Raw genomic sequence first — 24,618 nt, 5'->3', positions numbered from 1 at the left:
TCACCGCTCCTATAATTTAGGATTATAGGTTTTAGTCGGTATTTGCCCCTTAAAATGTGCCCGTGATGGGTCTTCGTATAAGTAGCGAACGTGTCAGTTTCTACTTTAGTATGGTTTTGGCTAAGTCTTATTCGCTTTTAACAGAAAATTGCATTGGCCTTAACAAGCTTGCCCCTGCAACCGTAGTTATATACGGCAATCCCAACAAAAAAGATGAGTTCAATATACAATTCTGTTAGGTGGATGTCAATTTTAAAATCGAAAAACAACAAAGCAAACGGTTTTGGTGATTGGGAGAAATGGCAATCTGTAAATTTTCTATCGTATTAGAATCATTACGGCACCCAGGGCCGTCAATACCAAAATCATTTTTCGATAAAAATCTTCTTTGATGATCTTCACTAGACGGATACCCAAGAAAACACCTAAAATAATGCCGGGTACCAACTTCAAGTCAAACAGAAGGGTTTCAACGGTTATGGTCTCCCAAACAAAAATGTGTAAGGGTAATTTGAGTACATTAATTATAAGGAATAACCAAGCGGCAGTACCTATAAATTCGTTTTTTGGAACGCGCATGGCCAAGAAGTAAATGTTACTGAATGCGCCACCTAAATTACCTATCATAGTAGTAATACCGGCAATAGTTCCTACTAAGCCTGCAAAAAGCCAATGCGTGGGTACGGCTTGTGATTTTCGTCTGTCCCACCAGTACATCATGACCACACTTACTAAGATTATAATGGCCATGGCAATTTTGAAAAGACCTTCATCCAAATCGTTTCCAATAAAGACACCACAGACAATACCTACCAAAATCCATGGTAGAAATTTCAAAATATGTGTCCAATTGGCGTGCCTATTATAATAGATTACTGCAAAAATATCGCCTACGACCAGTAGAGGAACTACTATGCCCGTGGAAGCTTTTGCAGTAAATGCAAGAGCCATTAGAGTCACATTAACAATTGCAATTCCTTTAATGCCAGCCTTTGAGAGTCCGATAACGGTTGCGGCTGTAAATGCAAGGGCCCAAGCGGTAAGTGTAATATCAAAAGTGGTAGTTAAAAGCACAAGAATAGGTTTGGTTTATAAAGGGCAAAAGTATCCTAAAAAAACAATATCTTTAACGATTCACCTAAAACCCTTTATTATTAATGGAGTTATCTACTTTAGACTACAGTTTCATCATTGTTTTTTTCTCTATTGTTTTAGGTATAGGGTTTTATGTTTCTAAAAAATCTGGGAAGAATTCATCTGAGTTTTTTCTTTCTGGCAGAACAATGCCTTGGTGGTTACTGGGGCTTTCAATGGTAGCTACTACGTTTTCTACGGATACACCCAATTTGGTTACGGATATTGTTAGAACAAACGGTGTATCCGGTAACTGGGTTTGGTGGGCTTTTTTAATTACGGGTCTTTTGACTGTTTTTGTATATGCTAAGCTTTGGCGTAAATCTAACGTAAATACGGATTTAGAGTTTTATGAAATGCGTTACGGAGGAGCTCCTGCAAGTTTCTTGAGAAAATTTCGCGCCATTTATTTAGGGGCGTTATTCAATATTATTACTATGGCTTCCGTAACCTTGGCAGCTATAAAGATTGGCGGTATCATGTTAGGTCTTGAGCCATGGGAAACTGTAGTTGGTGCCGGTTTAATTACCGTAACGTTTAGTGCTCTTGGAGGTTTTAAGGGTGTTGTTTATACTGATTTTGTTTTGTTCTTTGTTGCTATGGCAGGTGCTATTGGAGCTGCATATTATCTGGTGAATATTCCGGAAGTAGGAGGTATAGAGGCGTTGATGGCAAATGAAAATGTGACGGACAAATTGAATATTCTACCTGATTTTAGCAATAAGAAAGCGCTGATTACTCTCTTTATTATTCCGCTGGCAGTACAATGGTGGAGTTCTTGGTATCCAGGAGCGGAACCAGGTGGTGGAGGTTATATTGCACAAAGAATGTTGGCTGCAAAAGATGAAAACCATGCTATTGGCGCCACTTTCTTCTTTAATATTATGCACTACGCACTTAGACCTTGGCCATGGATTTTAGTGGCTTTGGCATCATTGGTAGTGTACCCAGATGTTGCAAGTATTCATGAAGCTTTTCCGCATATTGCTGAAGACAAATTAGGTCATGATTTGGCATATTCTGCCATGTTAACCAAATTACCAAGTGGGCTCTTAGGTGTAGTTCTTGCTTCTTTGATTGCTGCTTACATGAGTACCATTTCAACACAGTTAAACTGGGGGTCCTCATATATTGTTTTTGATTTTTATAAGCAGCAGGTAAATCCAAATGCTACAGAAAAACAAATGGTAGCCGTGGGTAGAATTTCTACGGTAGTGCTTATGATTTTAAGTGCGGGACTAGCTTTGGCGCTTGAAAATGCACTTCAGATATTTGATATATTACTAACCTTTGGAGCGGGTACTGGACTCATTTTTATATTGAGATGGTTTTGGTGGCGAATTAATGCGTGGAGTGAAATTACGGCCATGTTTGCATCAGGAATTATATCCATATTATTAAAAACAACCGATTTAGGCCCTTTTCTTTTTGCTGAAACAACAGGAGTTTTTCCAGATTGGATGGAGTATCCTTTTGTAGTATTGGTTACAACTGCCATATGGTTATCGGCTACATTTATGACGCAACCAGAATCTAAAGAGACCCTTCGCTCATTTTATACGCGAATTCAACCAGGTGGTCCAGGTTGGGCAAAAGTGGTAAAAGATGCTAATGCTGACGGAGAAAAAATAACCAAAGACAACGAAAAATGGAGTGTGCCGCAGGGTATAACCGCAATGCTTCTTGGGTGTGTTCTTATCTACACCATTATGTTCGCAACGGGTTATTGGATATACGGTAGAACCGAAGCTGCACTATTGCTTACGGGAGTAGCCGTAATATCTGGCTTCCTGCTAATAAGGGCATGGAATAAAATGAAAGAAAATATTCTATAGTACGGTCTGCAAAGAAGAGGTTAATTACTCTACATTTTCTAAAACAATTTGTAGAACTTCATTCGCTTTTATTTCGATAATTGAAGTTGATTTAACCTCATTTTTGCTGCCATCTTCATTGTAAGTAAACGATTTGAATGAAATTTGTTCACCGTCGTTAAATGCTTCTACTTGATAAATGGTGCGAGGTCCTTGTTCCAATAATGTTAAACTGTAGGTCTTTAGACTTTGACCGTATTCTTTTTCTGCTCCAGTACCGTGTCTAAGCTTAAAAGTTACGTAGTCTGCTGAAAATCCTGTTGAATTTGCAAAGGAAATTCCTGTGTCATTAGAAATTTTTGCTTCTCCGTTTACAAGACTAACTTCTTCGTTGTCTTTTGAACAGCTTGCTGATATTACCAGAACAACACTGCAAAGTAGGTATACAATGCGCTTTTTCATAATTCTATTTTTTTAGGAGGATTTGGGGTCTCCTGATTTAAGAAAGTGCTATTTACTAACACCTTATGAATCAACGCCTGTTGCTTTGGCTTATTGTATAAATTCGTTGTGTGGTATTTAATTTCAACAAAGGGAAGTATTGGATATACTTGATTTTTAATGTGACGTGAAATAAGGCATACCATTTGGAGAAAAGTTGCGTTATTATTTATCCAAACCTTAATTAACCTACCTACGCATGAGATTTTACCGTCTTCTACTAGTGGCCTTTGTCTTTTCGGCAACTTGTTCCCAAGCACAAGAAAGCAAGAAAATTGACTCTTATTGGCAACTACTCCTAAAGAATCAACGACAGGAAGCCCAAATCAAATTCCAGAAAAAGAATAAGGGTAGTTTATCAGATATATTAACCAATGAAATCATAGCCAACGAGAACGGTACATTTACCGCTGCAGATGGGTTTATAGAGAATGTAATTTCTCAACCAGATTTTGAATACTATCTGTATGCTTTATGGAACCAGAGTTTCTTTTTTGATTCTTATCTAAGTACGGGTTTCAATAGAAAAAATATTACTAATATAAATGGTATACCATTAGACCGTATTAAAAATGCGACCGTAAAGGAATCGCTTCGATATTTAAAATCTGCTGTAGCCCAGCATTCAGATGATTGGGGAACGTATGATCAACTGAATAATGCTATACCAGCTATTAAAGCATGGCAATTTTGTGGAAGTTTCGAGAATTTAAACGGTAGTGGTTTGGCTACGGAATATGCTCCTGAAAAGAATGTAACTTCTACAACGGACTTTAATGCCAACAGCAACGGATTCGTTAATTGGTATGACCAAAGAGGTCGTGAGAAAGATGCATATCAATATTATTCTAACCACTCGGAGTATGGTGGCGGCGTAAATTACGCCCAGACTTTTATTACAAACCCAACTGCTAAAAAAGCTGTAGTGCGCTTAGGAAGTTCATCTTTTGCCAGAGTGTGGTTAAATGATGTATTGATCTATGAAAATACTAATGATGGTATAACGGATATGGATGCCTATAATGTTTTGGTAAATCTTCCTTCTGGTAATAACCGTCTCTTGGTTAAAAGTGCCGATCAAAGTGGGATTGCTTATTTCATTGTTAGAATTACGGACGAAGAAGGTAATGCTTTCAACGATTTAAAATATAACGCAGCTCCAAGTGCCTATAAAAAAAGTTCAATAGAAGCTATTGCTCCCAAAGAACTTCCGCATTCGGTAGAAGAATTTTTTCAGAACAGGTTAAAGCAAGACCCGAACAATTTTTTCAATACGGTGTGTTTGGTAAGTGCCTATTTAAGGAATTCCAAATTTAATGAGGCCAAGGAAACATTGCAACCTTGGATAGATGCATATCCTGAAAGCTCGTTTTTAAGAAAATATCTTATTGAATGCTACACAAAAGAAAAGGACTATACTTCTGCTAAAGAACTTCAGAAAAATATAGAAAGCGATGACGAGCAATATTATTTGTCTTACATCTATCGCTTTGAAGATTCTAGAGAACTGTTTAAACTGCCTTTACCAGAATTTGAAGGTTTTGTAGAAGAATTTTCTGCTTCGACAGATATGGATATTTTGAAAAAATCTGCTCAATTATTACTGAATATCAGGCAAGAAGACAAGTCTGCGGTAAAAGAAACCTTAAAAAAAATTACTGAAAACTATAAGGATCAGCTTAGTATTTTAAAGGTTTATCTCAATATTTATTCGGCTTATTTGAATGAAGATGATAAGGCGATAAAAATACTTGAAGAGATTGATGATACCTATTTTGACTATGGCGCATTGCAGTCGCTTGCTGGTTTTTACAATAAACAAGATAGAAAAAAAGAAGCTTTGGCTCTTTTTGAAAAACGTTACAATTTGGTGGATCATGATAATATTTACTTATCAGATTACATAGCGTATCAGCATGAATACAAGAAGTATGAAGAGTCTCTGCCTTACATAGACCAGATGCTTAAAAACTTCCCGTACTCTTTTGTTGCCATGGAATTAAAAGGAACTGCTCTTGAGCAATCTGGAAAGAAAAAAGAAGCTTTGGGTTGGTATAAAAAGTCATTGAAACATAATGGGGCAAATACTTCGTTACGAAAGAAAATAGATGACCTCTCTAATGGTAAAAATTATTTTGAAGAAGTAGCGACGCCGGATATATATGAATTCATGGCCAAAAATAGAGATAAAGGTGTAATAGGTAACTATGGCTATAATTATTTGCTAGATGAAAGCTTGCTTCAGCTGTATCCAGAAGGTGGTGGAAAATCCCAGACGCGTTACGTGGTTGAAATTACTAGCGATAGTGGTATAGAATCTTTAAAGGAAGTAAATCTAGGTCTTAGTGGTAACTATCACATTACTAAATCTGAAATCGTTAAGCCGAACAAAAAAATAGTTCCGGCCTCAAAAAGTGGTTCTAGTATTGTTTTTAATAACTTAGAGATAGGAGATATCATTTATGTAGATTATGAAAGCAGCTATGCCAATAGCGGACGATTTTATAAAGACCATGTAGATTATTTTCAGTTTGATTCTTTTCACCCTATCCATAAAAATACTTTAAAGATTTTGGTGCCCAAGGATAAAAAGTTCACTACTAAAACCCTTAATGGTGAAGTAGCGTATCAAAAGCGAAATATAGATGATTATGTTTATCATGAGTGGGAAACCATTGACCAGAAAGAATTAACACCTGAGGAAAACTTCATGCCAAGTCTTAGTGATGTAGCTAGCTATGTACATGTAAGCACAATAGGCTCTTGGGATGATATTGCCAATTGGTATTCAGATTTAGTACGCCCCCAGATTGTTATGAATTCTGATGTTCAAGAAGCGTTTAAAACCATTTTCCCTTCAGGAAGCGATGGGTTATCAGAAGACGAAAAGGCTTCCAAGATCTACTATTATATTATGGAGAACTTTAGCTATAGCCATGTAGGTTTTAGACAAAGTGGTTTTGTTCCGCAAAGACCTTCAAAAACTATAAAATCTAAATTGGGTGATTGTAAAGATTTTTCAACGTTGTATGTTACGCTAGCTCAAATGGCGGGTTTAAAATCGCATTTAGTTTTAGTGCTTACTTCAGATTATGGAGAAAGTACAATGGTGTTGCCTAGTCAAGATTTTAATCACTGTATAGCTAAAGTGTTTATAGATGGTAAACCTCAGTATTTGGAGCTAACTGATAATAACATGCCTTATAAGTCAGTACCTACTAGTTTAGAAAGTGCTACGGCTTTGGATATCCCTAATAAATGGCTGAAAGATGTTAAGAAAGGTATTTATAAACTAAAGGATATTGATCATACGACTACAGTGCTGGAGAGTAATATGGAGTATGTTATAGGTGATGGTTCTCATCAGTTAAAAATAGAATCGGCTTTAAGAGGAAGCATCAATTCTCACTATGCCGCTATTTTTAAGGAAGACAATTACGAAGTGGTAAAAAAGAGTATTACGGATGATTTTAAAAGTAGAATAACAGAAGATTTTACTTTTGATAGCATACATCATATTAATTATGAGCTTAGGGCTCCTGTTCTGAAATATACATCAAATTTGACGGTAAACGAAAAGTTAGATGAAATTGGGAGTATGAAGGTGTTTCGTATTCCAGCGGTGAACAATGCTTATAATACTTCAATTATTCAAGATGATGAACGTGCTTTCCCTATTGACTATTTGCTTTACGAAAATGCAGATGTCTATAAGTCTAGCTATGTAATCAAACTAAAAGGTGATGAGCGTTTTGTTGAAATCCCTGAAAGTGCGGATTACAGTTTTCAAAAACATCATTTTAAAATCGATTATGAGTTAGCCAAAGAAAGCGAGCTGCATATTACTATTGAAGCTAAAACCTCAAAAGAGCGTATTGCCGCAAGTGATTACAAAGACTTTAAGGCCTACGTAAAGGCGGCTTTAGATGCTAAACAACAGCTTATTGGCTTTAAGAAAAACAAGAAGGAAACTAAAGTTAGTTTTTCAGGTAAAAAATAATTTAAGCGTTATTCTGATAAGACATCAACTTTGCTACATACTTACCAATAACATCAAACTCAAGGTTTACAACAGTACCTACCTTGTATGAGTTAAAGCGCGTGTGTTCGTAAGTGTAGGGGATGATGGCAACGCTAAAACTGTTCTTTCCTGAATTCACAACGGTAAGACTTGTGCCGTCAATAGTAATGGAGCCCTTCTCAATAGTAGGGTTCCCTGTTCCGGCATCATATTCAAAAGTAAAAAACCAACTGCCGTCTTTTTCTTCAACGGCTTTGCAGGTTCCAGTTTGGTCTACATGGCCTTGAACGATGTGGCCGTCTAGACGAGAACCAAGAATCATGGCGCGCTCCAAGTTTACCTTTTCACCTACTTTTAATTCATCTAGATTAGTTTTCTGCAAAGTTTCGTCAATAGCAGTTACGGTATAGGTGTTTTCATCTAAAGAAACAACGGTAAGGCATACACCATTGTGCGCAACGCTCTGATCAATTTTGAGTTCTGATGTCAGCGGAGACTTCACCGTAATATGAAGGTTACTGCCTTCTTTTTCTAATTGTTGTATTTCGCCTAAAGTTTCAATAATGCCCGTAAACATGTTCCGTTAAATTTAAGTAGTTTTGTACCCTATATTATTAGGCAAAGGTAAAGAATAAGATGCAGGAAGAAGGAAAAATTAAACTGGGTATTTCTATAGGTGATTTGAATGGAATAGGTTGTGAGGTAGTACTCAAGACTTTTGAAGATGCCCGTATGCTGGATTTTTGTACGCCGGTTATATTTGCATCAAACAAAACTATTTCTTTTCAGAAAAAAGAATTGAATCTTGATATTAATTATCACGGTATTGCTGATGCTTCAAAAGCAGTAGATGGTAAGATAAATGTGGTTAATGTATGGAAAGAAATTCCTAAAATCAATTTTGGCGAAGCTACCGAAGAAGGGGGTAAATATGCCATTCAGTCTTTACGAGCAGCAGTTGATGCATTAAAGAACGATACCATAGATGCGTTGGTTACAGCGCCTATTAATAAAAATAACATTCAAGCCGAGGATTTTAAATTTCCAGGGCATACAGATTTTTTAGCTCAAGAACTAGAAGGCGAAAGTTTGATGTTCATGGTAACGGACGAGCTTAAGGTAGGTTTGTTAACTGATCACGTTGCGGTGAAAGATGTTTCGGCAGCTATAAATGCAATATTGATTAGAGATAAAGTGCGCACCATAGAGAAGTCTTTACAGATGGATTTTGGCATACGCGCTCCAAAGGTGGCTATGTTAGGTATTAATCCACATAGCGGAGACAACGGTATTATCGGTAAAGAAGATGATGAGGTCTTAAAACCGGTCATTAAAGAGATGTCAGATGCAGGACATTTGGTTTTCGGTCCTTATTCTGCAGATAGTTTCTTTGGCTCTGATGCTTACAAAAACTTTGATGCCATTTTAGCGGCTTATCATGATCAAGGTCTTATACCGTTCAAAACATTGTCATTTGGTAAAGGAGTGAACTTTACGGCAGGTTTATCTAAAGTAAGAACATCTCCAGATCATGGAACAGCCTATGAAATTGCTGGTAAAGGCAAGGCAGATCCTAGCTCTTTTAAAGAGGCAGTTTTTACGGCATTGCAAATTTTTAAGAATAGAAAAGAGTATATGGAGCTTACTAAGAACCCTTTACAGAAGCAGCGAATTAGACGCTAAAGGCATGTTTTTCTATTAGCGAGCCCTTTTAATTTCAAGAAAAGGTCTATAAGATAGGCGAACTTATTGAATTCCAATTAAAAAAGGGTTGTAAGTTTATTAAATAATAGTATCTTTGCACCCGCCTTTAATCTGGCGGTGTATAAAAATAGTGTTGAAATGATGAAGCAAAAGGAGTTTAACATTCCTTTCTCTGGATTAGGACAAGGAAAACACGAATTTGAGTATACGATTGATAACCCGTTCTTTGAATCTTTTGGGTATGACGATTTTAATGCAGCAAGCATTAATTTAGTTGTAGTGTTGAATAAAACGAGCACAATGCTCGAGTTAGAGATGAAAGCCCAAGGCACGGTTAATGTAAATTGCGACCTGACCAACGAACCTTTTGATCAGCCTATTGAGGCAGATTTGGAACTCGTAGTCAAGTTTGGGGATGAGTTTAATGATGATGATGATGAGATTCTGATTATACCCCATAGAGAACATCAGGTCAATATTGCACAATACGTATACGAAATGTTAGTGTTGGCCGTACCGCAAAAAAGAATTCACCCAGGGGTATTAGATGGTACATTGCAATCGGAAGCATTAAAAAAGCTTGAAGAATTGCAGCCTAAGGAAAAGAAAAAAGAAAGTGATCCCAGATGGGACGAATTAAAGAAACTGTTAACGGATAAATAAGTTTTAAATGGCACATCCTAAGAGAAAAATATCGAGAACCAGAAGGGACAAAAGAAGAACACATTACAAAGCAGTAGCACCAACTTTGGCTACTGACCCAACTACTGGTGAAATCCACTTGTTCCACAGAGCACATTGGCATGAAGGAAAATTATATTATAAAGGTCAAATTTTGATCGATAAGACTGAGGAAGCCGAAGCATAAACGTTACGGTTATCTTATTAATGAATAAAACGACTCCCGTATTTAATGACGGGAGTTTTTTATTTCTAGTACTCAAATCTCAAAAACGCATAGTTTTACAGGAAAAATTGATGAAAATTGATTATTTTTCACCAATTTTGAGGCATTTTTGAGGCTTTCTGATATCAAATCGACTTTAAGATGAGTAAAACAACAGCAGCAATTACGGCTGTAGGAGGATATGTTCCGAAATTTGTCATGACCAACAATATGTTGGAAGAAATGGTGGATACCAATGATGAATGGATTGTTTCTAGAACAGGAATTAAAGAAAGAAGGGTATTAAAGCCCGAAGAAGGAGAAGGAACTTCATATTTGGCTATCAAGGCTGCAGAAGATCTTATTCAAAAGAAAAATATTGACCCAAAGGAAATTGATTTGGTAATCATTGCCACTGCAACTCCAGATAGCATGGTAGCGTCTACTGCTGCTTTTGTAGCATCGGAAATTGGAGCGGTAAATGCATTTGCCTATGATCTTTTAGCAGCGTGCTCCAGCTTTTTGTTCGGTATGTCTACTGCTGCGAGTTATATAGAATCTGGCAGGTATAAAAAAGTTTTATTGATAGGGGCAGATAAGATGTCCTCAATAATAGATTATACGGATCGTACTACATGTATTATATTTGGTGATGGTGCCGGTGCGGCATTGTTTGAGCCAAACGAAGAAGGTCTAGGATTGCAAGATGAATATCTAAGATCAGATGGTACAGGAAGACAATTCTTAGGTATGGATGCTGGAGGTTCATTAATGCCAGCCACAGAAGAAACGGTTAAAAATAGAAAACACTTTATTTACCAAGAAGGTAAAACAGTGTTCAAATTTGCAGTTTCTAATATGGCAGATGTAGCCGAAAGAATTATGCAGCGCAACAATCTAGAAGATACAGATGTTTCTTGGTTGGTTCCGCATCAAGCTAATAAAAGAATCATAGATGCGACTGCCAATAGAATGGGACTCGACAATTCTAAGGTTCTAATGAACATAGAAAGATACGGCAACACTACATCGGCTACCTTACCGTTGTTATTGGCCGATTTTGAAAGTAAATTTAAAAAAGGAGATAACCTTGTCTTTGCTGCTTTTGGCGGAGGTTTCACCTGGGGTTCCATTTACCTAAAATGGGCTTACTAAATAAATACCGATCACTTAAATAAACAACATTCCATGGATATTAAAGAAATTCAAAGCCTGATCAAGTTTGTAGCAAAATCAGGTGCCAGTGAAGTAAAGTTGGAAATGGAGGATTTAAAAATCACCATTAAAACAGGTACTGCAGATTCTGGAAACGAAACAACCTACGTGCAGCAAATCCCTATGCCGCAAGCTCAAATGATGCCTTCTCAACAAGCTCCCGTTCAAAATATTGAAGGAGCCTCAGGAGATGCAGCAAAAGCTGAAAAAGAAGAAGATTCCAAATATATTACTATCAAATCACCTATCATCGGTACTTTCTACAGAAAGCCATCACCGGATAAAAGCGTTTTTGTTGAGGTAGGTAGTACTATCGGAAAAGGAGATGTGCTTTGTGTTATTGAAGCTATGAAACTTTTTAATGATATTGAATCTGAAGTTTCTGGTAAAATCGTAAAGGTTTTGGTAGATGATTCTTCTCCTGTAGAGTTTGATCAGCCTTTATTTTTGGTAGATCCATCATAAATATAAATTCTGAATCCCAAATAAGTTTTCCCTAGCGGGAATAAATTGTTGGTACTTAGATTTTGGAATTTAAATTGAAAAAGTATGTTCAAGAAAATATTAATTGCAAATAGGGGAGAGATTGCGCTTCGTGTTATACGAACCTGTAAGGAAATGGGTATCAAAACCGTTGCGGTCTATTCTAAAGCAGATGAGGAGAGTTTGCATGTTCGTTTTGCTGACGAAGCTGTATGTATTGGTCCGGCTGCAAGTAGTGAGTCGTACCTAAAAATACCTAATATAATTGCAGCGGCAGAAATTACAAATGCTGACGCTATTCATCCAGGCTACGGATTTCTTTCAGAAAATTCTAAATTTTCTAAGATTTGTGCAGAGCACGATATTAAGTTTATTGGAGCTTCTGGCGAACATATAGATCGTATGGGGGATAAGTCTTCTGCTAAGAAAACTATGAAAGAGGCCGGTGTTCCTACGGTACCAGGTTCCGATGGTTTGTTGAAAGATGTTGCCGATGCTATTAAGGTTGCGAAGAAAATGGGTTATCCCGTTATGGTCAAAGCAACTGCAGGTGGTGGTGGTAAAGGTATGCGTGCTGTTTTTAAAGAAGAGGATATGCAAGATCTTTTCGAAAGCGCGGTTCAAGAAGCTACTGCTGCATTTGGAAATGGCGGCATGTACATGGAGAAATTAATTGAAGAGCCAAGACATATTGAGATTCAAATTGTTGGAGATCAATACGGCAAAGCTTGTCACCTTTCAGAAAGAGATTGCTCTATACAACGTAGACACCAAAAATTAACGGAAGAAACTCCATCACCGTTCATGACCGATAAACTTCGGGATGCAATGGGTGTAGCAGCGGTTAAAGCTGCTGAGTTTATAAAGTACGAAGGTGCAGGTACAATAGAATTTCTGGTAGATAAACACCGAAATTTCTATTTCATGGAAATGAACACCCGTATCCAAGTAGAGCACCCTATTACAGAACAAGTAATTGATTACGATTTAATTCGTGAGCAAATTCTAGTTGCTGCCGGTGTGCCTATTTCAGGTAAAAACTATTTACCTAAACTACATTCTATAGAGTGTAGAATTAATGCAGAAGACCCTTACAATAACTTTAGGCCTTCTCCGGGTAAAATAACGACTTTGCACATACCAGGTGGGCATGGTGTTCGTATGGATACTCACGTATACAGCGGTTACAGTATTCCCCCTAACTACGATTCTATGATAGCAAAATTGATAACCACTGCGCAGACGCGTGAAGAGGCTATCAATAAAATGAAAAGAGCATTAGATGAATTCGTTATAGAAGGTGTCAAAACAACTATTCCGTTTCACAGGCAGTTAATGGATCATCCAGATTATCTGGCAGGTAATTACACCACGGCATTTATGGATGACTTTAAAATGGATCCTCCGCCAGCGGACTAAGAATAAAACCTCAATATACATATTGAGGTTTTTTTATACAAAAAAATGAATTTAAGCTATTGGGAATATAAAACATGGTTGTCTAACATAGATTTCACTATCGTTGGTAGTGGTATCGTAGGACTTAATTGTGCTTTACAGCTTCATAAGCGTTTCCCTAAGGCGAAAATTCTGATTTTAGAAAAAGGCTTTCTGCCGCAAGGCGCGAGCACTAAAAATGCTGGTTTTGCTTGTTTTGGCAGTATTTCCGAGGTTTTATCAGACTTAGAGCGGCATAGTGAGGAAGAAATAGTCGCGTTGGTAGAGCAGCGTTGGAAGGGTATTCAATTACTTCGTAAGAATGTTGGTGATGACACTATGGATTTTCAGGTTCATGGTGGTCATGAATTATTTCTAAAATCATCAACTGAACTCTATCAGAAATGTGAAAATCGGCTTGCCGAAATCAACAGCCTTTTAAAATCGGTTTATGGTTCAGATGCATTTCATTTGGGGCCAAATGCCTTCGGTTTCAATAAGGTGAAAGAAAATTATATTACCAATATTTTTGAAGGACAATTGGATACGGGTAAAATGATGAACGCGTTATTACAATTGGTCCATCAGGCAGGTATCAAAATATTGAATTCAATTACAGTTGAAGGTTTTTCTGAAGAGGTAGCGGGAGTAGATGTTAAAACCAATCTATTTGAATTCAAAACCAAGAAATTACTGATTGCGACTAATGGCTTCGCAGCCAACTTGATAAATGAAGAAGTCAAACCAGCAAGAGCACAAGTGTTGATTACAGAGCCTATTGAAAACTTAGCTGTAAAAGGCACTTTCCATTTTGATGAAGGTTATTATTATTTTAGAAATGTAGGTAATCGTATTTTATTTGGAGGAGGAAGAAACCTAGACTTTAAAGGAGAAGAAACCGACCACTTTGGATGTTCTAAACAAATTCATGACCATTTAGATAAATTACTGAGAGAAGTCATTCTGCCAAACACCCCCCACCAAATAGACCGGAGATGGAGTGGTATAATGGGCACCGGTCATCAGAAGAAGCCTATTCTTAAACAAATTTCTAACCATGTGTATTGTGGAGTTCGCTTGGGAGGCATGGGTATCGCTATAGGAAGCGCCATAGGGAAAGATTTAGCAGATTTAACGGAATAGGTGGCGAAATGGAGGAAATACGCTTAGAGCTAAGCAAATGTCTTGTTGTTTGTCAAATGAACTATAATAGCTGCTTTAACTAATTTCCTTGTAATTTGTAAATCACAAGTAACGATGAATGCTTACTAGAAAAGATGAAATAGGTTTTGTATTAATTGAATATGACAGAAAAAGAGGAGCTACATCAATTTTGTGCCACTTTTGTGGCCGAACGAATTACTAGAATTCAAAAAAATATAGCGGATATCCAAACGTCTTTGACCTCAGAAACTAAAAGTAGTGCTGGAGACAAACATGAAACCGGACGTGCTATGTTGCAGTTGGAGCGCGAAAAGTTAGGTCAGCAATTGGCCGAAGCAGAAAAGATGAAACAAGTATTATCCAAAGTGCCCAAAGAGAGTAATACTGCCGTGGTTGGCTTGGGTAGTTGGGTGGTTACTTCAAAAACGGATTATTTTCTGGCCATTTCTGCAGGTGAGTATAAAGCACATAATAAAACCATGTATTGTATTTCTGCAGCTACCCCAATTGCTAAAATACTTTTTGGAAAACAAATAGGAGATACCGTGGTCTTCAACGGGCAAGAGATAAAAATTGTAGAAATAAAATAATATAAAAGAGATCTTCTAGCCCATGCCTTTCATAGAAGCCAAAGTAGCTGACCAAACAATTAGCGACGAAAGAAAAATACCAATAGTATTAGCCCAAAAAGCCTTTGTTTTTTCAATTTTGAAAAGATAAGAAGCTATACTGCCTGCATATACTCCTGTGCCAGGGAAAGGAATCATCACAAAAAAGATAAGGCCCCAAAATCCGTAACGTTTTATTTTATCGCCCGAGCCTACTTTTGCTTTTCGAGCAACATATATGGCAGATTTTTTATAAAAATCCCATTTCAAGAAATAACGATTTATCTTCTCAAGAAAGAACATCATTAAAGGAAAGACAAGTACGTTAGCTGCAAAACAAAAAATAAACACCAAATAGATATTAAGGCCATTGAGCAGACCATAAGGTATGCCTACCTTGGCTTCTCCGAAAGGAGAAATACTCCATAATATGGCAATAACAAAATCTATAATCACAACTATTTTTTTGAACGGGCAAAATTACTAATACGAGGGGTCTGAAGCACCATTTTAACTCACAAATAAATCCAAAAATTGTGCCGCGTAAAAGTAGACAACTCGTTTTAACAGTTTTTAACTTTTCGATGAGTGGTACAATATTCCCTATCTATCTGTGTTTTAGATTGTAGATATATTTAATAACCCAAACCTTTTGACCTATGAAACCTTTATTCGCTAAATTATTTTTACTTGCTTTTGTATCTATGACTGCCTTTTCATGTAGTGTAAAATCTGAATTGGAAGACATTGCCGATGAGCTAGAAGAGGAAAACAACGATGCACGAACTGAAGTGATCAAATTGGAAGATAACCAATAAGTTTGTTGCAACACAAATAGGAAAAAGGGAACCTGAAAAGGTTCCCTTTTTTTTATGCTCTAAAGTTTTCAGAATTTGGCTGTATGCCAATTACTGTACAAGAATAGTATTGTCAGTAGCAGTTGGGTTCATAGGACAGAAATATACATACTCTCCAGCTTCCAATACAGTAGGTTTAGACGATTGTGTTTTACCTGTTGCAACAACTTCTGTTACATAAGCAGTCTGAATATGGTTTTCAGGCTTGCTAATATCTTCACCCTTCTTTACAAGAACAAAACCAACATCGTGACCAACACCTTTGTTGGCAATTTCAAAAACATAAGTACCTGGAGTAACGGTAAGTTGCTTTTTGGTAAACTCACCTGGAGTTTGCTCTAAGGCAATTGTTTTGACATCTTTTTTGCTTATTTCGTTCTGGGCATTTGCTGAGAATGCTACTGTAAATACCAATACTACTGCTGCTATTATATTTTTCATAATTTTTAATTTTTGTCTTTTGTTTTGAAAAGACGGATTGTTAAATGGAATTCAATATTAAAATTTGATTAGTAACCCTGCGCAACTATATATTACACAGGATGTATATTTATGCTTCAACAACTTGTAATGGGGCTGCCTCTGGAAAATCTACGGGTACATCAGTAGTTTTGTGCAAATAGTTAGAGATAGTCTTGTCACCAACCAATACAATAGTATCTACTAGGTTTTCTTTTGTCCATCCTGCGCTTAAAAAGTTTTCAACCACTGCATCATCTGCTGCACCACGGTTTTCTGTTACATTTTTAGCAAAACTGGCAAGGGCGTCTAGTTTGTTGTCAAAAGAAGCTTTCCCTGCTCTAAGCTCAAGAATTTCTGAATCGCTAAAACCATTCATTTTACCAATTGCTGTGTGTGCTGCAAGACAGTAACTACATTCGTTCACCTGACTTACTGCTAGGTTAACTACTTCTTTTTGCTTGGCATTTAAAGATGTATTAGCATTGCTCAATGCTAAATAATTTGCCAATGCATTTTCTGAATAAGCGTAAGTAGCGTAAAGATTGGGTACAAATCCAACAGCTTTTTCTAAATTGTCAAAAATTGCTTGGTTGCTTTTACTTACTTCTTCTCTTGTGGGTACATTAAATTTGCTCATAATCTTTTAGATATTGCGTCATATACTAAGAGCGATTCCTTATCGCTTTGGTCAATGACAATTATTAGTTTGTTATTATTTTAAAATTTTGGGTGAGATTGTTGGGCATCACAATAAAAATCATGGTGATGTTTTTGTTCACAGTGCGTTTGCACGTCTACGGTTTGTAGTTGTCTAGTAGGACGTGAGAATATCTCAATAAGATTAAAAAGTGATATATGTTTTAGTTTCATCTTGCGTTGTTTTTAATTACACTGCAAAGATGAGAAGTAAGTGAAGTTGTTTGTTAGGCGGGATTGCCCGACCGCTTGTAGAAATTTCCCGTTACTAGGAAATTGGGGCTGTTTCTCTATATTGAGAAGGAGAAACACCCGTCATTTTCTTAAAGAACCTGCTAAAATGTGCCGGATCATTAAAACCCAGGTCATAGGCAATTTCTTGATTTTGCTTATCCGTAAAATTTATCAACCGTTTTGCCTCCAGAGCTAAACGGGTTAAAATAATCTGCTGTGGTGATTTTTGGTTGTAAATAGAAAAAAGGTTCGATAGCGTTTTTGGGCTTTTGAATAATAGCTCAGCATAATCGCTAACTTTTCTCTTGGTCTTATAGTGAGTATCTACAAGCACATTAAATTTTCGGATGATTTCAACTTGATCATTATCCAATTTTTTAACAATGAGTTGTTCTTTGGCTAAACGAGTGCAAATGATAATCAATCGTTTTAATAGCATTTGAAGCATATCTCCTTGAATACCGTCGGGAGTGGAAAATTCGTCCTGAAACACTTCGTATAATGTGTCAAACTTTCGTTTTTGTTCTTGAGGAATAGATATAATAGGAAGATCTTGGGTTCCGAAGAATAGGATGCCGTTACAAGATACTTCGTGATCATGATCATTAATGCAATAAAATTCTCTATTGAAATGAAAAGCGGTTAATGGCAATTCCGTTTTTTCATATGAAACGTGCTGCAGATAGGTGGTTGTGACCAATTGGTCTGGCAATAATTCTATAGCCATCCCATCAATATATAAATTAAGGGGTTGTTGGTTTCTATTCCATAACATGTAAATGTTTCCTGAGCTTACTGAAAATTGATTCTGGTACTTTTTAATATCATTGGTAAACCCTAAATGAGAGCCTAACTTAGTATCATTGAACTCAAATTTCATGTGCGGCAGGTTAGATTATTTAATCACTTTTGTCTCTTTTTTAAGAATAACCTTACCGAGCTTATCTTAATAATCAAAAAATTTTCGTGTTAAACAATTCCAAGTATTTGTTAAACAAAATCTCTTTTTGTACTATTGGGAAAGTAAATGAGCATAGTTAGTTAACTTAACTACCAACATGATGAAGGCGTACGATGAAGCAGCAGACAAGTTTTATAGTAAAATAAGTATTAGTCCCGTGCCATTGGCTTCATGGGATGTTCATAGTTTTAACTTTCATGAACTGTGTGAAAACGGAAAAGAGGCAATTTTCATACAGAATATAGCCGAGCGCAACAGATGGTCTTATCGCAAAATAGATAGCTTGTCTTTGCAAAGTGGAGAAGTGGTTGTTATTACAAATAGTAAACTAGCCATTGTACATGCCACAAGCAATATGGTTTCTATGTCAGGATACAAAACAGAAGAAATTATAGGCAAGACCCCTAAATTATTTCAGGGTAAAGAAACAAGCCAAGAAACTTTGGCTGAAATAAAAACGGCCATCGAAAGTAAATCACCTTTCGAGGCCGTTATTTTAAACTACAAAAAAGACGGAAGCACTTACAATTGTAGAATAAAGGCAGAGCCTATATTTAATAATCGCGGGAAGCTTGTCAACTATATTGCTTATGAAAGAGAAGTGGCTTAAAGACCACTTCTCTTTTATTTATAATAAATTACTTCTTTTATATCTCGGTAACACGTAAAGTGTTAACCATACCTTTTTCTTTCATAGGCATTGCCGCCAAACTAATTAACATATCTCCTGTTTCTAAAAGGCCTTTGTCACAAGCCATTTTATTAACGTCTTCTATAGTTTCATCAGTAGAAACATCTTTGTCATAAAAGAAAGCACGAACACCCCACAAAAGATTCAGTTGTGTAAGTATACGTTTATTAGATGTAAACACTAAAATGTGTGCGCTTGGTCTCCATGCAGAAATCTGAAAAGCAGTATATCCACTATTTGTTAAAGTAGAGATGGCTTTTGCTTTAATTTCATTAGCCATAATAGCAGCATGGTAACAAATAGATTTTGTAATATATCTTTTTGTACGAATGTGCGGTGGATCATGAGGAACTTGAATAAGATCAGAGTTTTCTACGCTTTGCAAAATACTTGTCATTTTTTCAATAACCTGAACAGGGTAGTTACCTACAGATGTTTCACCAGATAACATAACGGCATCAGCACCATCCATTACAGAGTTGGCAACATCGTTTACCTCTGCACGTGTTGGTGTAAGGCTAGTAATCATCGTTTCCATCATTTGAGTGGCGATAATTACAGGTATACGAGCTTTTTTAGCTCTAAGAACCAATTGTTTTTGAATTAATGGAACCTCTTGTGCAGGAACTTCAACACCTAAATCACCACGGGCAACCATTAGTCCGTCGCAATACGCAACAATCTTATCTATATTTTCAACAGCTTCCGGCTTCTCAATTTTAGCGATGATCGGAATTTTCTCGTCTGCATGTTCTTTAATAATCGCCTGTAGATCAATAAGATCTTGACTAAAACGTACGAATGAAAGTGCTATCCAGTCAACCTTTAATGAAATGGCAAAAATGGCATCTTTAATATCTTTTTCTGTCAAGGCAGGCAAAGAAATATTTGTGTTAGGTAGGTTAACTCCTTTTTTAGAGCGTAACGGACCACCTTGTATTACCTTAGTTTTTACTTCAGATTTTCCATCTGTAGTAACAACTTCAAACATTAGCTTTCCATCATCAAGTAAGATACGCTCACCAGGCTTAACATCTTGAGGAAAGGCGGCATAGTTCATGTATACCCTTTCGGCAGTACCTTCAAAAGGCTCACCGGTTACAAACGTAATTTCATCGCCAGGGGCAACTACAACTTCACTAGCCATAACACCTACCCTTAACTTAGGACCTTGTAAATCTCCAAGAATAGAGGTATTGCGACCAGTTTCTTCGTTTAGCTCACGAATCATTTTTACACGTTCGGTAACGTCATCATAATCGGCATGTGAAAAGTTGATGCGAAAGACATCCACACCAGCCTCCATCATATCTCTTAGTACTTCTTTTTTACTTGTGGCCGGCCCTAGGGTGGCTACAATTTTTGTCTTTTTGTTACTTGGCATTGATCAAAAAATTAAATTGTTCTTAGATTTGAGTTTGTCAGTTTCTATTGCGTAAGCCGTTATAATGTTGGGTATGTTTTGCAGTGTTCTTACAAGGTTTTCCATATTAATGAACCCATCTTGTTCTATTTTTAAAAAATAGTCTACATCTCGGTGTTCGGGTACCATGTGGAATGCTGTGAATGATGGTTCATCCTTAAACAACCCTTTTTGGTTTGCTGTGTCCTCTACTAAACCGTTATTGGTAAACAACGTCCAGTACCTATCGTTGATATCATCTTTCCATTCAAAAATTGGAACCGTAATATGACCGGAAAGATCAAGATCTTCATTAGACCTCTTAAAGCTCGATTTTAAATGAAGATTAAGAGCATAGGCTATGGAATAATCTTCAAGGCTACTATGCAATGCAACTAAATCGAATGAGTCTTCGTAAAAGTCGTTCGTAATTTTATGTACTGCTACCATAGGGGCACAAAGTGGTAAAGATAATATTAATACCGTACAACGCCTAGATTAGGCAAGGCTAATGCTATTTTTGAACAAAGTATAACATTTTGGTTACATAAAATTACGATTCAAGATTTATCCATCTTGTCTTGTAACGCATAATATGCTCTTTTTGATGCTCTTTCTTCTGCCTTCTTTTTAGAGGTGGCCCTTGCTTTTGCTACAACTGTATCTGCAATACTGAGTTTTACTGCAAAGTGTTTTAGGCTGTCATTTCCGGTATCATCATAAACGTCATAATCAAACGTTTTTTTCTGCTTTTGGCACCATTCTATAACAAGGCTCTTATAGCTTATTACCTTTCCTTCTAATTGCTCAATATCTACATAAGGTTCTATTACCTTTTGGCTAATAAATTTTTCGCAATACTTATAGCCTCGGTCTAGATAAATAGCACCAACTAGTGCTTCAAAAACATTACCGTGTATATTTTCTCCAAAGTGAGATTTTGGAATACGGCTTTTCACATGGTCAATAAGACCTAAATCTTTACCGAGTTCATTAAGATGTTTTCGGCTAACTATTTTTGAACGCATCTTAGTGAGATAGCCTTCATCTCCTTCAGGTACTTCGTCGTATAAATGTTTGGAAATTATAGTACCCAACATGGAGTCGCCTAAAAACTCAAGACGCTCATAGTTTAGTGGATTCCCTTCTTTGTCCTTTTCATTAGCTGAACGATGTACAAAGGCTTTTTTGTATATATCTAGATTTTTGGGTTTAAAACCCAAAATAGAAGAGATTCCTCCAAAAAAATCCCCATCCTCTTTAGGATGGGAATTGAATATATTGGAAGGAAAACCCATAATGTATTACTCGCTAAATTTTTTGAAAATAACGCAGGCATTATGACCACCAAAACCGAAAGTATTGCTTAAAGCGACTTTTACGTCACGTTTTTGAGCCTTGTTTAAGGTCAGGTTTAGTTTAGGATCTATATTTTCATCTACCGTAGTATGGTTTATAGTTGGCGGAACCAAACTATGTTGCATAGCTAAAATTGATGCAATAGCTTCAATAGCTCCGGCGGCACCCAATAGGTGACCGGTCATCGATTTTGTAGAATTTATATTGATGTTTGGGGCATGATCGCCAAAGACTTCACTAATGGCCTTTAGTTCTGCCACATCTCCAAGGGGTGTAGAGGTACCATGAGTGTTTATGGCGTCTACATCTTCCGGTTTTAGACCGGCATCCCTTAAGCAGTTTTTCATTACTTGTACCACTCCTATTCCGTCAGGATGTGGAGCAGTCATATGGTATGCATCGCTCGAAAGGCCACCACCGGCAACCTCGGCATATATTTTTGCACCACGCGCTTTGGCGTGTTCGTATTCTTCTAAAATTAAAGCACCAGCTCCTTCACCAAGAACAAATCCGTCTCTAGTAGCATCAAATGGTCTAGATGCTGTTTCGTAACTATCATTTCTCGTGGATAAAGCGTGCATGGCTCCAAAACCACCCATACCAGCTATAGTAACTGCAGCTTCACTACCTCCGGTAACTACTACGTCACAATGACCTAAACGAATATAGTTTAAGGCATCTATCATAGCATTTGCAGAAGAGGCACAGGCTGAAACAGTCGTATAATTTGGTCCCATAAAACCATGTTTAATAGAAATATGCCCAGGAGCAATATCTGCTATCATTTTAGGTATGAAAAAGGGGTTGAATCTTGGTGTACCATCGCCTTCGGCGAAGTTCATCACTTCGTTTTGGAAAGTTTCTAGGCCGCCAATACCGGCACCCCAAATAACTCCAACACGAAATTTGTCTACTACATCTAGGTTAAGCCCAGAATCTAGTATGGCCTCATCAGAAGAGACCAAGGCGTATTGCGCAAACTTATCTAATTTTCTTGCCTCTTTGCGATCAAAATGCTCAAGAGGGTCGAAATTTTTAAGCTCGCAAGCAAATTTCACCTTAAATTTTTCAGTATCGTAATAGGTCACGGGAGCAGAACCGCTCTTTCCGTTTTTAAGACCTTCCCAATATTCATCAATATTATTCCCGATGGGCGTCAACGCACCCAACCCGGTAACTACAACTCGCTTTAATTGCATTGAACCTAATTTTTGATTACTTAGTATAAGTCAAGCGTAAATTAAAAAAATTATCCATGCGATAATAGTTACCACATGGATAATTTTGAATCTTGTTCAAGAAATCATAAAGATTACTTCGCTTCCTCTATATAGCTAATGGCTTGGCCAACTGTTGCGATGTTCTCAGCTTGATCGTCTGGAATCTGGATGTCAAATTCTTTTTCGAATTCCATGATTAATTCCACGGTATCCAATGAATCTGCGCCTAAGTCGTTAGTAAAGCTAGCTTCCGTTACTACTTCGTTCTCATCCACACCTAATTTATCAACGATGATAGCTTTTACTCTTGATGCAATGTCTGACATAATAATATTGTTTTTAAAAAATTAAATTGGTTGCAAAAATAAAAAACTTTGGACTAAAATCACTATTTGTCGTTAAAATGTCTTGTAATTTATAAAATTTCAGGATAAGAGCGGTATTTTTGACCGAAATATTTTGCTATCAGTAACGTCAAAGGACACATGAAAAACATTGTATTATTTGCTTCCGGTTCAGGTTCTAACGTTGAAAATATTGTTCAATATTTTCAAGAAAATTCTGAAGTCAACATTTCTGTCGTGCTAACGAATAAAACACAAGCAAAAGTCTTGGACAGGTGTAATAGGCTTAATATTAATGGTTTATATTTCAACAGAAACTCTTTTTATAAGACAGATTGTGTACTTGATATTCTAAAAACCTTTAAGCCAGACTTAATAGTGTTGGCTGGTTTCCTCTGGAAAGTACCTGAAAATCTGATAGCTAATTTCCCAAATAAAATTGTAAATATACACCCAGCACTTTTGCCAAAATATGGAGGTAAGGGAATGTACGGAGATAATGTACATAAAGCCGTACGAGCCAATAATGAGACCGAAACTGGCATCACTATTCATTATGTAAACGAAAATTACGACGAGGGAGCGATAATTCGGCAGGTAAAAACGTCCGTTTCCGCAGATGATACTCCAGAAACTATCGCACATAAAGTTCATCAACTTGAATACGAATATTTTCCCAAGGTAATAGCCCAAATATTAGAGGTTGAATAATGGCGAAAAAAGGTAAATTCTATACGGTTTGGAGAGGTAAGAAACCTGGAATTTATGATTCTTGGTCAGCTTGTAAAGCCGCAATTAGTGGTTTCAAAGGAGCTCAATACAAATCTTTCGAGACATTTGATAAAGCAAAAAAAGCTTTCAATGGGAATTATGCGGACTTTACGGCAAAGAAAAAAGGAAAACCAGTAATAACGCCAGAGCAACTACAACGCTTTGGAACTCCCAATTATCATTCTATATCGGTAGATGCTGCCTCTAGTGGAAATCCTGGAATTATGGAGTACCAAGGAGTAGATACCAAAACAGGAAAAAAACTTTTTAGACAGGGGCCTTTTGCACAGGGTACTAATAATATAGGTGAGTTTTTAGCTATCGTACACGGTCTTGCTTTTTTGAAGAACAATAAAAGTGATCGAATAATCTATACAGATTCCCGCACCGCTATGAGTTGGGTACGTAAAAAAACCTGCAACACCAAATTACCTGAAACCCCAAAGAACAAAGAAGTTTTTGATTTAATTCGCAGAGCCATAGATTGGCTTAAGAACAATTCATACAGCACGCCAGTTGTAAAATGGGAAACAAAAGTTTGGGGTGAAATACCAGCAGATTTTGGCCGTAAGTAGCGGTAAACAGACTTCTCACTTTTTTTTAATATAAAAGCCTTTCTCTATTTTATTAGAGGATAGGTAACTTTATAAATAA

The 24,618-nt window shown here is 36.9% G+C and carries 27 protein-coding genes; 14 read left to right on the top strand and 13 right to left on the bottom strand.

Translation table 11 applies throughout. The features are described from left to right. Positions 1 to 318 precede the first annotated feature (318 nt). On the bottom strand, positions 319 to 1,074 hold the full coding sequence (locus tag HW347_RS03015; protein WP_214610459.1) for a sulfite exporter TauE/SafE family protein: 756 nt from the start codon (positions 1,072 to 1,074) through the stop codon (positions 319 to 321). Positions 1,075 to 1,157: 83 nt separating this feature from the next. Between HW347_RS03015 and HW347_RS03010 the strand changes: the two genes are divergently transcribed. Continuing rightward, entirely contained in the window at positions 1,158 to 2,969 is a 1,812-nt protein-coding gene (locus HW347_RS03010) for a sodium:solute symporter family protein (RefSeq protein ID WP_214610458.1), read from the top strand. 24 nt (positions 2,970 to 2,993) lie between these two features. On the opposite strand, the gene HW347_RS03005 is transcribed toward HW347_RS03010, so the two are convergent. Continuing rightward, on the bottom strand, positions 2,994 to 3,410 hold the full coding sequence (locus HW347_RS03005; protein ID WP_214610457.1) for a hypothetical protein: 417 nt from the start codon (positions 3,408 to 3,410) through the stop codon (positions 2,994 to 2,996). 238 nt (positions 3,411 to 3,648) lie between these two features. Here HW347_RS03005 and HW347_RS03000 point away from each other — a divergent pair, with 238 nt between their 5' ends. After that, complete coding sequence (locus HW347_RS03000; RefSeq protein WP_214610456.1) at positions 3,649 to 7,449, top strand: transglutaminase domain-containing protein; 3,801 nt, start codon at positions 3,649 to 3,651, stop codon at positions 7,447 to 7,449. A 1-nt stretch (position 7,450) separates the two neighbouring features. Here the strand turns inward: HW347_RS03000 and HW347_RS02995 are convergent, their stop codons facing one another. Next, a complete protein-coding gene (locus tag HW347_RS02995; protein WP_214610455.1) occupies positions 7,451 to 8,047 on the bottom strand; it encodes a riboflavin synthase in 597 nt (198 codons plus the stop codon). A gap of 59 nt (positions 8,048 to 8,106) precedes the next feature. On the opposite strand from HW347_RS02995, the gene pdxA reads away from it, so the two are divergent. The 8 genes from pdxA to HW347_RS02955 all read left to right on the top strand — a co-directional run bounded on the left by pdxA (position 8,107) and on the right by HW347_RS02955 (position 14,949). Further along, a complete protein-coding gene (gene pdxA, locus HW347_RS02990) occupies positions 8,107 to 9,153 on the top strand; it encodes a 4-hydroxythreonine-4-phosphate dehydrogenase PdxA (RefSeq protein WP_214610454.1) in 1,047 nt (348 codons plus the stop codon). A gap of 159 nt (positions 9,154 to 9,312) precedes the next feature. After that, positions 9,313 to 9,837: a YceD family protein gene (locus HW347_RS02985; RefSeq protein ID WP_201799394.1), complete on the top strand. Its 525-nt coding sequence runs from the start codon at positions 9,313 to 9,315 to the stop codon at positions 9,835 to 9,837. 7 nt (positions 9,838 to 9,844) lie between these two features. Beyond that, positions 9,845 to 10,042: a 50S ribosomal protein L32 gene (gene rpmF, locus HW347_RS02980; protein ID WP_155595399.1), complete on the top strand. Its 198-nt coding sequence runs from the start codon at positions 9,845 to 9,847 to the stop codon at positions 10,040 to 10,042. A 180-nt stretch (positions 10,043 to 10,222) separates the two neighbouring features. After that, a complete protein-coding gene (locus HW347_RS02975) occupies positions 10,223 to 11,215 on the top strand; it encodes a beta-ketoacyl-ACP synthase III (RefSeq protein WP_214610453.1) in 993 nt (330 codons plus the stop codon). 33 nt (positions 11,216 to 11,248) lie between these two features. Beyond that, a complete protein-coding gene (gene accB / locus HW347_RS02970) occupies positions 11,249 to 11,740 on the top strand; it encodes an acetyl-CoA carboxylase biotin carboxyl carrier protein (RefSeq protein ID WP_214610452.1) in 492 nt (163 codons plus the stop codon). 84 nt (positions 11,741 to 11,824) lie between these two features. After that, entirely contained in the window at positions 11,825 to 13,177 is a 1,353-nt protein-coding gene (gene accC, locus HW347_RS02965) for an acetyl-CoA carboxylase biotin carboxylase subunit (protein WP_214610451.1), read from the top strand. A gap of 45 nt (positions 13,178 to 13,222) precedes the next feature. Next, positions 13,223 to 14,338, top strand: coding sequence for an NAD(P)/FAD-dependent oxidoreductase (locus HW347_RS02960; RefSeq protein WP_214610450.1), 1,116 nt, complete (start codon positions 13,223 to 13,225; stop codon positions 14,336 to 14,338). A gap of 161 nt (positions 14,339 to 14,499) precedes the next feature. Next, positions 14,500 to 14,949, top strand: a complete 450-nt coding sequence (locus HW347_RS02955; protein ID WP_214610449.1) for a GreA/GreB family elongation factor — start codon at positions 14,500 to 14,502, stop codon at positions 14,947 to 14,949. Positions 14,950 to 14,964: 15 nt separating this feature from the next. Here HW347_RS02955 and HW347_RS02950 read toward each other — a convergent pair whose 3' ends face one another. Further along, complete coding sequence (locus HW347_RS02950; protein WP_194551758.1) at positions 14,965 to 15,423, bottom strand: COG2426 family protein; 459 nt, start codon at positions 15,421 to 15,423, stop codon at positions 14,965 to 14,967. Between the two features lie 203 nt (positions 15,424 to 15,626). Here HW347_RS02950 and HW347_RS02945 point away from each other — a divergent pair, with 203 nt between their 5' ends. Beyond that, positions 15,627 to 15,785: a hypothetical protein gene (locus tag HW347_RS02945; protein ID WP_194551757.1), complete on the top strand. Its 159-nt coding sequence runs from the start codon at positions 15,627 to 15,629 to the stop codon at positions 15,783 to 15,785. Between the two features lie 90 nt (positions 15,786 to 15,875). Here the strand turns inward: HW347_RS02945 and HW347_RS02940 are convergent, their stop codons facing one another. The 4 genes from HW347_RS02940 to HW347_RS02925 form a co-directional block, all read right to left on the bottom strand. Beyond that, on the bottom strand, positions 15,876 to 16,265 hold the full coding sequence (locus tag HW347_RS02940) for a cupredoxin domain-containing protein (protein WP_214610448.1): 390 nt from the start codon (positions 16,263 to 16,265) through the stop codon (positions 15,876 to 15,878). Between the two features lie 109 nt (positions 16,266 to 16,374). Next, entirely contained in the window at positions 16,375 to 16,923 is a 549-nt protein-coding gene (locus tag HW347_RS02935) for a carboxymuconolactone decarboxylase family protein (RefSeq protein ID WP_214610447.1), read from the bottom strand. A gap of 80 nt (positions 16,924 to 17,003) precedes the next feature. After that, a complete protein-coding gene (locus HW347_RS02930; protein ID WP_214610446.1) occupies positions 17,004 to 17,156 on the bottom strand; it encodes a hypothetical protein in 153 nt (50 codons plus the stop codon). Positions 17,157 to 17,250: 94 nt separating this feature from the next. Further along, positions 17,251 to 18,096, bottom strand: a complete 846-nt coding sequence (locus HW347_RS02925) for a helix-turn-helix domain-containing protein (protein WP_214610445.1) — start codon at positions 18,094 to 18,096, stop codon at positions 17,251 to 17,253. Positions 18,097 to 18,274: 178 nt separating this feature from the next. On the opposite strand from HW347_RS02925, the gene HW347_RS02920 reads away from it, so the two are divergent. Further along, positions 18,275 to 18,787, top strand: coding sequence for a PAS domain-containing protein (locus HW347_RS02920; protein ID WP_214610444.1), 513 nt, complete (start codon positions 18,275 to 18,277; stop codon positions 18,785 to 18,787). 37 nt (positions 18,788 to 18,824) lie between these two features. On the opposite strand, the gene pyk is transcribed toward HW347_RS02920, so the two are convergent. The 5 genes from pyk to HW347_RS02895 form a co-directional block, all read right to left on the bottom strand. Next, complete coding sequence (pyk, locus tag HW347_RS02915; protein ID WP_214610443.1) at positions 18,825 to 20,252, bottom strand: pyruvate kinase; 1,428 nt, start codon at positions 20,250 to 20,252, stop codon at positions 18,825 to 18,827. A 3-nt stretch (positions 20,253 to 20,255) separates the two neighbouring features. After that, entirely contained in the window at positions 20,256 to 20,720 is a 465-nt protein-coding gene (locus HW347_RS02910) for an IPExxxVDY family protein (protein WP_155595412.1), read from the bottom strand. A gap of 110 nt (positions 20,721 to 20,830) precedes the next feature. Then, entirely contained in the window at positions 20,831 to 21,568 is a 738-nt protein-coding gene (rnc, locus tag HW347_RS02905) for a ribonuclease III (RefSeq protein WP_214610442.1), read from the bottom strand. A gap of 6 nt (positions 21,569 to 21,574) precedes the next feature. Next, positions 21,575 to 22,828: a beta-ketoacyl-ACP synthase II gene (gene fabF / locus HW347_RS02900; protein WP_155595414.1), complete on the bottom strand. Its 1,254-nt coding sequence runs from the start codon at positions 22,826 to 22,828 to the stop codon at positions 21,575 to 21,577. Between the two features lie 113 nt (positions 22,829 to 22,941). After that, a complete protein-coding gene (locus HW347_RS02895) occupies positions 22,942 to 23,175 on the bottom strand; it encodes an acyl carrier protein (protein ID WP_008269813.1) in 234 nt (77 codons plus the stop codon). 159 nt (positions 23,176 to 23,334) lie between these two features. Here HW347_RS02895 and purN point away from each other — a divergent pair, with 159 nt between their 5' ends. Both purN and HW347_RS02885 read left to right on the top strand, forming a co-directional pair. After that, positions 23,335 to 23,904 carry a phosphoribosylglycinamide formyltransferase gene (gene purN / locus HW347_RS02890; RefSeq protein WP_214610441.1) on the top strand — a complete coding sequence of 190 codons (570 nt, stop codon included), beginning with the start codon at positions 23,335 to 23,337 and terminating at the stop codon, positions 23,902 to 23,904. Further along, the gene (locus HW347_RS02885) at positions 23,904 to 24,539 is read left to right on the top strand and encodes a ribonuclease H1 domain-containing protein (RefSeq protein WP_214610440.1); all 636 of its coding nucleotides are present in this window, start codon (positions 23,904 to 23,906) and stop codon (positions 24,537 to 24,539) included. Before purN ends, HW347_RS02885 begins: the two co-directional genes overlap by 1 nt. The last annotated feature ends 79 nt before the right edge of the window (positions 24,540 to 24,618 follow it).

It is taken from the genome of Zobellia barbeyronii, from assembly GCF_018603515.1.
Classification (GTDB): Bacteria; Bacteroidota; Bacteroidia; order Flavobacteriales; family Flavobacteriaceae; genus Zobellia; species Zobellia barbeyronii.
Note: the sequence above shows the minus strand (reverse complement) of the source record. Positions and strands in the feature narration are given on the sequence as shown.